This is a genomic window from Metabacillus sp. YM-086, from assembly GCF_048059995.1.
Taxonomy (GTDB): Bacteria; Bacillota; Bacilli; order Bacillales; family Bacillaceae; genus Metabacillus; species Metabacillus litoralis_B.
Map to the genome: position 1 here is coordinate 1 of NZ_JBLUOI010000113.1, position 10,842 is coordinate 10,842.

Here is a 10,842-nt window from a genome sequence, read left to right on the forward strand (position 1 = left end):
CTTTTTTTTATTCTTAAACCATTGATAATAAAGGGTTTACAAAAATTTTTAAAAATTTTGTAAATTTATATCTTTATTAATCTTTATTTTATTGGCATAATAGAGAATAATAATAGGGAGATCAGGGGTGACGGCTGATGAAACATAATGAAAGGGAATTTACAGTAAAAGAAGCCTTGTTATTTAGTCAACGCGTTGCACAGCTTAGTAAAGCACTTTGGAAAACAATTGAAAAGGATTGGCAACAATGGATAAAGCCATACGATTTAAATATTAACGAGCACCATATTTTATGGATTGCCGATCATTTAAACGGAGCTTCAATTTCAGAGATTGCTAAATTCGGAGTTATGCATGTATCTACTGCCTTTAACTTCTCAAAGAAACTTGAGGAAAGAGGTTACTTAGAGTTTTCCAAAAAAGCCAATGACAAGCGCAACACGTATATTAAACTAACAAAACAAGGTGAGGAAATACTTTCAAAGCTTTTAGAAGACTTTAGTCCAGACAGAAACTCTGTATTAAAAGGTGCTTTACCACTTCAAAATTTATATGGGAAGTTTCCAGAAATGATGGAAATGATGTGTATTATTCGTAACATCTACGGCGAAGACTTTATGGAGATCTTTGAACAGTCATTCCACAGCATAGAGGATGCATTCAATGATACCCCAGGAAAAGAAAAAGAGTCTAAGTCTGAACAATTAATTTCATCAACTTAATGAACGATCACTACATTAATTCCAAAAAATCATCCATAAGAGGTCTGTATAATTTTTGCTTATGCAAAGCACGGATTGTTTCATATAAATCCAGCTTTGCATTTAATTGGCCGGCAAATTGCGTAAGGAGGTCTGTAAAGATCACTAACCCTTGCGCTTTTTGTTCATTATGGTTCGCACTAAGCTCATTGCAAATTGCATGAATTTCTTCAATTTCTTCCTTAGATAATCCTTTACTCATCACCATATGATAAAAAGGAAATTTTTCCGGTTCCAGCATTTTAATGAATAACGTTTGATAATATTCCAATGTCTCCAAACGCTTCTCTATAGAATCCATTTGTTACCCTCTTTCTCGTACATACATTATTGTCCTTTATTTTATAGTATTAGCGAATTTTAAGAAAGTTTTAACGAATACTTTTGTTATTGAAATTAAACAGAAAGTATGAACCAACATCTAAATTGATACTTTTTATCTAAAAGCTATCCAATTCCAAATTCCATATTGATTTTTTCTTTGCACCGTCGTACAGTATTGTAGTAATTAGATTTAGCAAATGTGGACGGTGAGACGATGAGCTGCTGGAAAACCATCAATCTTACAAAAGATATTGGACTATACAGAATCATATTAATATCTTTGTTAACGATGATTCTTTCGTTTATTTTAACCTACTTACCTATCAATCTTCTTTATTCAAAAGTACATCTCAAAGACGGACATTTCCTTATGTTTGTCCTGTTATTAATTAGCATGCCTCCTTTTCATAAACTGCTCCACATGATTCCATTAGTTCTTTGTGGCTGCAGAGTTTCAGCGAGGATTAAGCTTTTCCATTTATTCCCGACAATTCAATTAAAAGCATGTCAGGGAATGAAAAAAAATGAAATGATTGCTTCACTCCTAACACCTTTTGTCACATTCTCCATTCTCTTTGTACTTGGGAGTATATATTTGCCTACCTACATGCATTATTTTAGCATTGCAATGGCATTTCATATTGGACTTTGTGTTCCGGATTTTCTCCTTTTAAAACATCTACTCTTTGCTCCTAAGCTATGTTTTATCGAAGAATTTGAGGATGGTTATGAAGTTCTTGTTCAAAATAAATAGAAAAAGTGATAAGCTCTGGCTTGTCACTTTTTTATATGTTATAAAGCTTGAACTTAGGGCTATAAAAATAAGAGCAACTATGGGCCTGTCTTTTCTACTAGGGCTTTCCTGTGCAGTGTGATCTTTACATATATTTGAAATGTAATAGTTGTCAAATGCTATCTTTTTCTTCAATAGTCTGGTAATCTAATATGTATAATGAGGGAAGGGGGATCTCAAAATGATAATCTTCTTTATCTTGTTTGCAGTCTTTATCTTGTTTTATATAAACAAGCTTACAAATGCTTTATGCTTAGTTCGTGAGATTCCTGAAGACCGCCAAACAAAAGTTTTTAGAACAATAAATGTTCTTATTACCATTTTGTTAATCTCTTCATATATTGAAATTCTGTATACCTAATTCATATGTTTTATCTTCTTAGTAGCCTCGGTTAAAATGATCTCATGCTCCATTCCTGCAAAGGTTATGTATGAGTGTTTTAAAAACGCATGTCTTTATTTTCCTCGAGGCTCAAAATTTCATTATGGAAAAATACAAAAATCATACATATCTAAAAGTTAAAAAGCTAACAGGGACAACCTGTTAGCTTTTCTTAATGATTTATCTTATAACCATGCTGCACCAACAATGATTAACAAGATGAACAATACAACGATTAACGCGAATCCACCTGTATATGCACCGCTCATTATTACACCCCCTTTTCAAGGTGATACAAATAATCTTTATTTATATGACTTTATTAAAGGTAAGAAGCTCCAATAATAATTAATAGGATGAACAATACTACAATCAAAGCAAAGTTTCCTGTAAAACCGTGGCTCATAATTAATTACCTCCTTTATCTCTTCCCTGTATCATATGGTCATTTGTACTCATGTGATTGGACTGTTGCCCAATTCCTTCAAATTTTATCTTAATGTCTTATAATGACATTGTAAGATTTAAAGATAAGAAGCTCCAATGATGATTAACAGAATGAACAGTACTACAATCAAAGCAAAGTTATTTGAATAACCAAAGCTCATAATGAAATCCTCCCTTATCTTTTATACTTTATTCTATGGTCATTTGACTTGAGTTGATTGGACGTTTGCCCAATTTCCTCATTGTTTTATCTTAGTGTCTATTAAGACATCTCAATAGTGTCGATTAAAGATAAGAAGCTCCAATGATGATTAACAGAATGAACAGTACTACAATCAAAGCAAAATTATTTGAAAAACCAAAGCTCATAACAAGTACCTCCCTTATCTTTTTCTTTATCATAAAGGTCATATTTGTTCATAATGGTTGGATCGTTGCCTGTGATTATGTCTTTCAGGCCATCTCATTTTAATTAAAGGTAAGAAGCTCCAACGATAATTAACAGAATGAACAGCACAACGATTAAAGCAAAGCTATTTGAATAACCAAAGCTCATAACTAATTACCTCCTTTTCTCTTTACACTTATATCCTATATAAATTCAGGCTTTTTGTTTGGACGTTTGCCCAGATTTGAGGAATTAGCTTATTTTTTCTTTAGGCATGCTTAGGTTATGTTTTAGTGCTTAACATTTTCATTTAAGCAGAATGAGTTTTCTTTATTACATGATTTTAGCTTTCTTCTTATTTGGAGAAGCTACATAAGGGTAACCATTCTCCCATGGATTTCCTAATCTGAAAAAACTTTTTGAACTTGTCACATTATGGTATAGTATTTCTTGTACTATCTAAAATACATAGCAAGCTAGATACTGTTTAAATTTCATAACTAGGAGTTGTAGTAAAGATGAAAAAGATCGCAATTGTATTAGCAGCAGCAACTAGCATACTTGCACTAAGTGCTTGCAACAATAATGCTGACTCTGAAGTTGTTGTAGAAACAAAAGCTGGTAATATTACGAAGGACGAATTTTACGATGCAATGAAGGCTCGTTTCGGTGCAGATGTGTTAACAGAGCTCGTTCATGAAAAAGTATTAAGTGAAAAATATGAAGTAACAGATGAAGAAGTTCAAACTGAATTTGATAACTTAAAAACACAATACGGTGCTCAATTTGAAAGTGTTGTCCAAACTCAAGGTGAAGATGTTGTAAAACAAATGGTCAAAGTGGATCTGCTTAGAAAGAAAGCAGCTGAAGCTGAAGCTGAGGTAACAGATGAAGATATTAAGGCTTACTACGATACACTGGAAGGTCAAATTAGAGCAAGCCATATTTTAGTCGCAGATGAAGCAACGGCAAAAGAAGTGAAGGAAAAATTAGATGCGGGTGAATCATTTGAAGATCTTGCAAAAGAATATTCTACAGATCCTGGTTCAGCTCAAAACGGTGGAGATCTTGGATGGTTTGGTGAAGGTGCAATGGTTCAAGAATTCCAGGATGCAGCCTTTAAATTAAAAGAAGGTGAAGTAAGTGCACCTGTAAAGTCAGATTATGGTTTTCACATCATCAAAGTAACAGAAACAGTGAAACCACTTGAAGAAATGAAAGAATCCTTAAAAGAAGAAGTTCGCAACCAAAAGATCCAACAACCTGATACAATCCAAAATGCGTTAGACAAAGCAATTAAAGAATCAAATGTAGAAGTGAAGGATGAAGACTTAAAGGATACTTTTAAAGCAGCAGAAACGGAAGAACCAGCAGAAAAAGAAGAAGAAACAAAAGAATAATTCCACTAATTAAAGGCTCTCGTCGTTTTGACGAGAGCCTTTGTTTGTAGCAAGCAATATCTTAGCTTGCTGTTTGATCGTCTTGTAGCTCCTGTTGCTGTGTTAACAGATCTCTTTTTTTCTGACGTTCCTGTTCAATACGGTCAAGATATACTTGACCCTCCTGTTCAATGAACGTATCATCAATTTGTTTATCTTGTCGTGCTGTTTTAAATGCCATATATCCACTTACAAGAATCCCTATAATACATAAATAAATCCACCAAGGCATAACGAACATTATACTTCCTCCCCTTTTAAAGACTTGTACACTTGAACAAGCTCTTTTGTAGGAGCATATGAACGAAATAGCGTTTTTATGCCTATTTATTTATGAAATGTCGGCTTATAAAAGGAACGGTTATCAAGAGCAAATACTCTTTCTGTGTATTCCCCTGGCTTAACTCGTTCAAGGGCACGATCCATCATATTCATTTTTGCATCAAGATTATCAATATAATGTAAAATTTCTGCTTCTTTAATCATAGGTGGTTTTGGACTACCCCATTCAGCCTTTCCATGATGACTTAAAACGAGGTGCTGTAGGACTACTACTTCTTCCCCTTCGATTTGAAGGTGTTCAGCCGCTTTAGCAATTTCATTTACCATAATGGATATATGACCTAGAAGATTTCCTTCAACTGTATAAGTTGTGCTGATTGGTCCAGACAATTCAGTCACCTTTCCTAAATCATGTAGAATAACTCCTGCATAAAGAAGATCCGTATCAAGACTAGGATATAAAGTAGCAATTGATTTTGCCAAATCAAGCATTGAAACAACATGATAGGCAAGACCAGATACAAACTCGTGGTGGTTTTTTGTCGCTGCTGGATATTCAATAAAAGCAGCACCGTGCTTTTTCAATAAATACCTAGTAATACGCTGGATATTTGAGTTTTTCATTTCAAAAATGTATTGTGTAATCTTCTCATTCATCACTTCTTTTGCTATAGGAGCAGTTTCGAGAAGATCTGAAATTTCAATCTGCTCTTCGTCATGCTTCGGACGGATCTTGCGAATTTTCAACTGATTTCGTCCACGATAATGATGAATATCTCCTAATACTTTGACAATGCTTTGCGGGGAATAGAGGACTTCATCATCCTGTGATGCATCCCAAAGCTTTGCTTCTATTTCCCCTGATGTGTCTTGTAAAATTAACGTTAAAAAAGCTTTACCATTGCTTGCAATTCCTTTAGTGGAAGTTTTGATTAGTAGGTGTACTTCAACTTGTTCTCCAACGTCATAATGCAAAATCCCTTTTCCCATTTATAAAGCTCCTCTCGGTTGGATCATCTTTTTTTACTTCTTACGTTTTAGGCATTGTTGTAATCGCCATGCTTCTTTTTAAACATCAACATTTTATATACGTATCGCTAGTATAGCATAGTTCCTTTATTCTTTCGGCTGCCATACACTTTCATTTAAACCAAACTAACTAACATTTATTTGTGATAGGTTAACCATATTCTGAGACTGATAGGAATTTGCCATATGCTCGTGGCATGTAAAATAAATCACTTGATTCTCTTCTTTAAGTTCATTTAATAAAGAAATGGTGTTTGATGTTCTGCGATGATCAAAATGAACAAAGCTATCATCCATAATAATTGGCAAATTCACTTGCTTGTTTATATTTTTTATAATCGCTAGTCGTATCGATAAATACAGTTGTTCCGAGGTTGCTTGACTTAGCTCTTCTGCAAAAAACTTTGTTCCATCATGTCGCTCCACGATAAACGACTGCTTATCATTTGGTAAATAGACATTGTGATACATGCTAGATGTAAGTCTTGTAAAAAAGTAAGCTATTGATGTCATTAACTCAGGTAATTTTTCTTCTCTGTGCCTCTGAACTGTTTTGTGTAGCAAATCTTTAGCAAGTGCTCTAACAATCCATTTTTCTGCTTCCTCTTTAACAATAGCCTTTTTATTTTCAAAAGAATGTCTTAGTTTTGAGTACGTTCCACTCTGTTCCATCTCTTCTAATTTAATGAGGGTGCTGGATTGTTCTTGTTGGAGTTTCCTTTCACTTGCTTCAAGTACGTTTATTTCCTCCTCTACCTCTTGTAACCTTACCTCAATATCGTCAATTTTTGTGTTGGAAAGTGTGTCAATATCAATGTCTTTTTCTGTAGCTAACTGTTTATCAATCCATTGCTTTTGCTTTCGTACTGCCTCTCGTTGTTCATGCAGTTTTGCTTGTTTGCGGAACTCATCTTCTGTTTCACATCCACTACGTTCGATAAAATCTTCTTTTTGCTGTTTTAAAAATGTAGTGCTTTGAACATATTCACGAAGTTCTTCATCTAACTCTCTTCTTTTCTCTAATAACTGTTTTTGTTTTTCCTTCTTTGTGCCTTCTATGCTCAACTGCTTAGACAACTCATAAACTGCTTGTTCAATGGAGTTTCCATCAATATCACAAGCCTTTATGATCTCGTCAACCATTTGTTCATACTTTAACAATTCCTGTTTTATTAAATTTTCTTCAGCGATAAGTTTGTTCTTTTCAAGGATAATATGCTGAAGTTGTTGCAACAACTCAAACGCTTCTAAAAGTGCTTCTGATGATGCATGCTCATCAATCTTCAACAACTTAGCTAAATGAGCTTGCTTTTGTTTTAATTGAAACTGAGTTTTTTCCCACTCCTCATATTGCTTTACAATTCTTTCGTAGTTTCTCTCTTGTTGTTGAAAAAGTAGTTGCTCATGGTGGAGCGTTTGTTTTATCTTTTGATCATAATCAAGAAGGTGGATTAATTCTGGTAATGATTGAGAAGAGGATGACTCATATGCCATTCCCTTTTTTAAATCCTCTTCAATTTTCTCAAGCTCCATTGTTAAATGTAGAAGAAGTGGATCTTTTTTCGTTTTTTTATTTTTTACTTGAAGAATGAAGCTAACACCTATTGCTATACAAACAATTAGAATTATCCAATGCTGCTGGATGAAGGACCATACCATACCAATTAGGGAGAGCATCACTAAGAAAAAAATTAACATCGTTCCTACCTTTTTCTCCTGTTTATGCTCCTTCCTACGCCTTGTTAATTCATTTAAAAGTCTCTCTCGTTCTTGTTGAAGATGCTTCGTGTTAACATTCTTAGATTCTTCGACCTTCTGTTCCATGTTCTTTCTTTCATCATCAGGTAGCTCTTCTTTACGCAGCTCATTTATTTTCCATTCAGTTTCTTCAATTGAACTTCTTGATTGTTCAAACTGCTCATCCAACATTTGCTTTCTTTGCTTGACCTGCTGATCCTCAAGTATGATCTTCTTTATTGCTTCCTTCATTGGAATGGTTGCATTTATTTCAAATATTTCTTCATCACTAAAATGAGGATAGAGTCTTTGTTTAAGAAGTTCAACTTCATACTGTAGTTGTTCAATTCTCTTTATTAAATGAGATTGTTTCTTTTGCTTTTCATCAAAAAGAGCAAATTGTTCACGTGCTTCTTGAATAGCTTTTTTATTTTGAATATATGCTTCATTTATTAGTAAATCTTCTAGCTCTTTGTTCACTTGCTCATAGTTACTTTTTGAAGAATGTAATTTGACCTCAAGTGGCTGAAGAGACATATTAAACTGATCTAGCTGCTGAATGGCATCCTCCGGAAAAAGCTCTGTGTCAGGCAAGGACTTTAATTGTTCTAAACACCAGTTTCTTTCCTTAATGAGGGGAATAACAGATTTTATTCTTTCTAACTCTCTTTGTAAAGACATGTTTTCTTTTTTCGCAACTACTACTTGAGATAACTTTTCCTTAAGGGATTCTTTTGCTTTTAATAATTGCTCGTAGTCACTATTTTTTCTTTTAGCTTCTAACATCTTAGCAGCGCTATCCTTTAATCCCACTAGCTCTTCATTTAATGTTGGCTTCTTACCATTCGGCTTATAAATGAGTTCCTGTTGCTTTGTTAATTTATCCTCAATCGTAAATAATGCATCAGCACCATAAATGCTTGATAAAAATAAGAATTTCCCAACTTGATCTGAGCTCATTTTATGAATTTGCTGTAGGCCATGAACATCAAACGAGAAGATAGAACGATACGTTTCTTTATCTAATCCAGATAATAACTCACCTAAATATTCTTCATCTCTTGTTGTTCCATCCTCCATCTCAATTGTGACCTGCCCACCAAATTTCCCTGGTACTCTTTCTATTTTAAGTCGCCTGTTCTCTTCACCTCTTAAAATTAAATAACCCCCATAGCTTGTTGCTCGTTTAGGCTCATAACGATTTTCTGCTTGTTGTTTAGTGGGAAAACCGAATAAAATGCTATGTATAAATGACATAATTGTAGATTTGCCGGCTTCATTTTCCCCATAAAATACAAATAGGTTGGACTTACCTAAATAAAAATGCTGATTTTCGAATTTACCGTAACCATAAATATGTAATTCTTCAATTTTCAAAGTGTTCACCTCACTTTATTTCACCTTGTTGTAAAAGTTCGTTTTGTAATAATTTCTCCGCTTCCTTCAGTAGCTGCTTTTGTTCTTCTAAGGTGTAATCTTGAAAATATTTCCGATATACTGGGTGCTTAATAAGTGGGTTTATCACTTCTTCAAATGAATGATAATCGTCTACTGTTTTTTGCAAATCAGTATAGAAAGTGGAAAGCTTAGAAGTATCAATCCTCTTTTTATATGTTTTATTAGTAAGTTTCACAATCCAAACAAAGTTTTCCTGCTCCTCCGCACGTTCATTAAAAATATCTATAATATCATGGGCAATGTCCTGTTGCTGCAGAGTATCAGCTAAAGAACCTGCCCCTGTTAAAGTGATTGTTAAACATGTTGGCTGAGCTTTCTTTTGAATGGATTCAATGGCTGTCTCACATTTAATCAGTAATTCAGAAAAGTGAAGAAGTCCATCAATTGATATTTCAACGTCTTCCCACAAGATTTCTTCAGTAGAAACAAACGTACTTTTCGTTACTCCTTCTTCCAATTCAACTACATAACAGCCCTTTTCTCCAGTTTCCTTACGATGTCGTCCTTGAATGTTCCCTGAATAAGCAATCACTTGATGATTTTCATATAAAATCTGACGCTTATGAATGTGCCCTAGAGCCCAATAGTTAAATTCTTTCTCAATTAGCTCATGAAGCTTAAACGGACAATACACATCATGCTCTTGACTTCCCTCTATCGACCCATGCAGCATACCTATATGATACACAGAAGGATTTTCCTTTTTTATATATTGAGAGGTTATATTTTCCTGTAGAGATCGGGTTGGATAACTATAACCATAAATATAGGCGAGCGGTATGTCTTTTTTACGATATTCCTTCATTTCAACCGAATGACTTGAAAAAACATGAACATTTTCAGGCCACTTCAGATCAATCCACTTTCCACTCATATGATCATGATTTCCATGTATAATGTAAACTTGGATTCCCGCTTGTTCTAATCGTTCAAATTCTCTTTTTAGCTTTAACTGCGCCTTTAAACTTCTCTCATCTTCATCGTACAAATCACCTGAAAGTAATAGAAAATCCACTTCTCTTTCAATCGCAAGTGATATCATTCTAGAAAAAGCTAAGAATGTACTTTCTCTCACTCTTTCAAAAAGATTTGAAGGCATATGCTTTAATCCGATAAACGGGCTGTCCAAATGGAGATCAGCAGCATGTATAAACTTGATTGAACTCATATTTGTCCCATCCTTTATAAACCACGTAAACAATTAATATTCCCTACTTATATAGTATCATCTCCAAAATACGAATGCACGTTCTGTGATGATTAATTTTACGTATGTGTAACTTATCGTTCTCCTATGTATGAGAAAAACAGAAGCATTTTTAAGAATCACAAGATCCTTATCTTAAAAAAGGTAAAAAGAACACTACTAGCATTATAGACTCTAGCCCCGAAAGTAAACTCGTACCAGCATCCTCCAACCTTCCATCTTGGTAAAAGAATGTTTCATATTCCTGCAGGAAAAGTATAATAGAAGTAAGAATCATATAATTATAATGTTTACAACAAGGGGAGGAAATGAAGATGGGGACTTACTATTTAACGGTTTTTGAAAAAAATGGGGAAAAACTTTTAGATGAGAGCTTTGAAGCACAATCTGAAAATGAGGCAAAAGAAATTGGACAACGTAAATTAGAAGAACAAAATTATACAGATAAAACACACCGCTGTACATCTGCAGCCGGGAAGCTCGTGTTATTTGGAAGATAAATTAAGGAACTGCCATAGTGAGGCAGTTCCTTTTTAATGTGATAGTTTGTCGTTTTTTGTCTAATCGAAGATAAACCATCAGGAATCGTTGATAA

General features: G+C 34.1%; 15 protein-coding genes. 5 read left to right on the plus strand and 10 right to left on the minus strand.

Going from position 1 to position 10,842, the window contains the following annotated elements:
• Window positions 1-137 precede the first annotated feature (137 nt).
• Complete coding sequence (locus ACEWK1_RS25710; RefSeq protein WP_121664625.1) at window positions 138-722, plus strand: HTH-type transcriptional regulator Hpr; 585 nt, start codon at window positions 138-140, stop codon at window positions 720-722.
• Window positions 723-732: 10 nt separating this feature from the next.
• On the opposite strand, the gene ACEWK1_RS25715 is transcribed toward ACEWK1_RS25710, so the two are convergent.
• Window positions 733-1,062: a DUF1878 family protein gene (locus ACEWK1_RS25715; protein WP_416636783.1), complete on the minus strand. Its 330-nt coding sequence runs from the start codon at window positions 1,060-1,062 to the stop codon at window positions 733-735.
• Between the two features lie 237 nt (window positions 1,063-1,299).
• Here ACEWK1_RS25715 and ACEWK1_RS25720 point away from each other — a divergent pair, with 237 nt between their 5' ends.
• On the plus strand, window positions 1,300-1,839 hold the full coding sequence (locus ACEWK1_RS25720) for a DUF3267 domain-containing protein (RefSeq protein WP_416636784.1): 540 nt from the start codon (window positions 1,300-1,302) through the stop codon (window positions 1,837-1,839).
• A gap of 220 nt (window positions 1,840-2,059) precedes the next feature.
• Window positions 2,060-2,239: a hypothetical protein gene (locus tag ACEWK1_RS25725; RefSeq protein ID WP_098795292.1), complete on the plus strand. Its 180-nt coding sequence runs from the start codon at window positions 2,060-2,062 to the stop codon at window positions 2,237-2,239.
• A gap of 206 nt (window positions 2,240-2,445) precedes the next feature.
• Here ACEWK1_RS25725 and ACEWK1_RS25730 read toward each other — a convergent pair whose 3' ends face one another.
• The 5 genes from ACEWK1_RS25730 to ACEWK1_RS25750 form a co-directional block, all read right to left on the minus strand.
• On the minus strand, window positions 2,446-2,529 hold the full coding sequence (locus tag ACEWK1_RS25730; RefSeq protein WP_098795291.1) for a YjcZ family sporulation protein: 84 nt from the start codon (window positions 2,527-2,529) through the stop codon (window positions 2,446-2,448).
• Between the two features lie 53 nt (window positions 2,530-2,582).
• The gene (locus ACEWK1_RS25735) at window positions 2,583-2,666 is read right to left on the minus strand and encodes a YjcZ family sporulation protein (protein WP_098795290.1); all 84 of its coding nucleotides are present in this window, start codon (window positions 2,664-2,666) and stop codon (window positions 2,583-2,585) included.
• A 118-nt stretch (window positions 2,667-2,784) separates the two neighbouring features.
• Window positions 2,785-2,868: a YjcZ family sporulation protein gene (locus tag ACEWK1_RS25740; RefSeq protein WP_121664622.1), complete on the minus strand. Its 84-nt coding sequence runs from the start codon at window positions 2,866-2,868 to the stop codon at window positions 2,785-2,787.
• Window positions 2,869-2,992: 124 nt separating this feature from the next.
• Window positions 2,993-3,076, minus strand: a complete 84-nt coding sequence (locus tag ACEWK1_RS25745; protein ID WP_098795289.1) for a YjcZ family sporulation protein — start codon at window positions 3,074-3,076, stop codon at window positions 2,993-2,995.
• A gap of 103 nt (window positions 3,077-3,179) precedes the next feature.
• Window positions 3,180-3,263: a YjcZ family sporulation protein gene (locus tag ACEWK1_RS25750; protein ID WP_098795287.1), complete on the minus strand. Its 84-nt coding sequence runs from the start codon at window positions 3,261-3,263 to the stop codon at window positions 3,180-3,182.
• Between the two features lie 350 nt (window positions 3,264-3,613).
• Here ACEWK1_RS25750 and ACEWK1_RS25755 point away from each other — a divergent pair, with 350 nt between their 5' ends.
• The gene (locus tag ACEWK1_RS25755) at window positions 3,614-4,495 is read left to right on the plus strand and encodes a peptidylprolyl isomerase (RefSeq protein WP_121664621.1); all 882 of its coding nucleotides are present in this window, start codon (window positions 3,614-3,616) and stop codon (window positions 4,493-4,495) included.
• A gap of 61 nt (window positions 4,496-4,556) precedes the next feature.
• Here ACEWK1_RS25755 and ACEWK1_RS25760 read toward each other — a convergent pair whose 3' ends face one another.
• The 4 genes from ACEWK1_RS25760 to ACEWK1_RS25775 form a co-directional block, all read right to left on the minus strand.
• Window positions 4,557-4,775, minus strand: a complete 219-nt coding sequence (locus ACEWK1_RS25760; protein ID WP_121664620.1) for a sporulation YhaL family protein — start codon at window positions 4,773-4,775, stop codon at window positions 4,557-4,559.
• Between the two features lie 86 nt (window positions 4,776-4,861).
• A complete protein-coding gene (gene yhaM / locus ACEWK1_RS25765; protein ID WP_121664619.1) occupies window positions 4,862-5,806 on the minus strand; it encodes a 3'-5' exoribonuclease YhaM in 945 nt (314 codons plus the stop codon).
• Window positions 5,807-5,971: 165 nt separating this feature from the next.
• Window positions 5,972-8,959 carry an ATP-binding protein gene (locus ACEWK1_RS25770; RefSeq protein ID WP_212136066.1) on the minus strand — a complete coding sequence of 996 codons (2,988 nt, stop codon included), beginning with the start codon at window positions 8,957-8,959 and terminating at the stop codon, window positions 5,972-5,974.
• A gap of 10 nt (window positions 8,960-8,969) precedes the next feature.
• Entirely contained in the window at window positions 8,970-10,208 is a 1,239-nt protein-coding gene (locus ACEWK1_RS25775; RefSeq protein WP_212136065.1) for a metallophosphoesterase family protein, read from the minus strand.
• 353 nt (window positions 10,209-10,561) lie between these two features.
• Between ACEWK1_RS25775 and ACEWK1_RS25780 the strand changes: the two genes are divergently transcribed.
• Window positions 10,562-10,747, plus strand: coding sequence for a YhzD family protein (locus tag ACEWK1_RS25780; RefSeq protein WP_121664616.1), 186 nt, complete (start codon window positions 10,562-10,564; stop codon window positions 10,745-10,747).
• Window positions 10,748-10,842: the final 95 nt, after the last annotated feature.

What these genes read in the sequence shown, in the direction of transcription:
- ACEWK1_RS25710 (WP_121664625.1), top strand. Translation starts at nt 138, where the DNA reads ATGAAACATAATGAAAGGGAATTTACAGTAAAAGAAGCCTTGTTATTT.
- ACEWK1_RS25780 (WP_121664616.1), top strand. Translation starts at nt 10,562, where the DNA reads ATGGGGACTTACTATTTAACGGTTTTTGAAAAAAATGGGGAAAAACTT.
- ACEWK1_RS25725 (WP_098795292.1), top strand. Translation starts at nt 2,060, where the DNA reads ATGATAATCTTCTTTATCTTGTTTGCAGTCTTTATCTTGTTTTATATA.
- ACEWK1_RS25730 (WP_098795291.1), bottom strand. Translation starts at nt 2,529, where the DNA reads ATGAGCGGTGCATATACAGGTGGATTCGCGTTAATCGTTGTATTGTTC.
- ACEWK1_RS25750 (WP_098795287.1), bottom strand. Translation starts at nt 3,263, where the DNA reads ATGAGCTTTGGTTATTCAAATAGCTTTGCTTTAATCGTTGTGCTGTTC.
- ACEWK1_RS25720 (WP_416636784.1), top strand. Translation starts at nt 1,300, where the DNA reads ATGAGCTGCTGGAAAACCATCAATCTTACAAAAGATATTGGACTATAC.
- yhaM (WP_121664619.1), bottom strand. Translation starts at nt 5,806, where the DNA reads ATGGGAAAAGGGATTTTGCATTATGACGTTGGAGAACAAGTTGAAGTA.
- ACEWK1_RS25735 (WP_098795290.1), bottom strand. Translation starts at nt 2,666, where the DNA reads ATGAGCCACGGTTTTACAGGAAACTTTGCTTTGATTGTAGTATTGTTC.
- ACEWK1_RS25775 (WP_212136065.1), bottom strand. Translation starts at nt 10,208, where the DNA reads ATGAGTTCAATCAAGTTTATACATGCTGCTGATCTCCATTTGGACAGC.
- ACEWK1_RS25755 (WP_121664621.1), top strand. Translation starts at nt 3,614, where the DNA reads ATGAAAAAGATCGCAATTGTATTAGCAGCAGCAACTAGCATACTTGCA.
- ACEWK1_RS25715 (WP_416636783.1), bottom strand. Translation starts at nt 1,062, where the DNA reads ATGGATTCTATAGAGAAGCGTTTGGAGACATTGGAATATTATCAAACG.
- ACEWK1_RS25740 (WP_121664622.1), bottom strand. Translation starts at nt 2,868, where the DNA reads ATGAGCTTTGGTTATTCAAATAACTTTGCTTTGATTGTAGTACTGTTC.
- ACEWK1_RS25745 (WP_098795289.1), bottom strand. Translation starts at nt 3,076, where the DNA reads ATGAGCTTTGGTTTTTCAAATAATTTTGCTTTGATTGTAGTACTGTTC.
- ACEWK1_RS25760 (WP_121664620.1), bottom strand. Translation starts at nt 4,775, where the DNA reads ATGTTCGTTATGCCTTGGTGGATTTATTTATGTATTATAGGGATTCTT.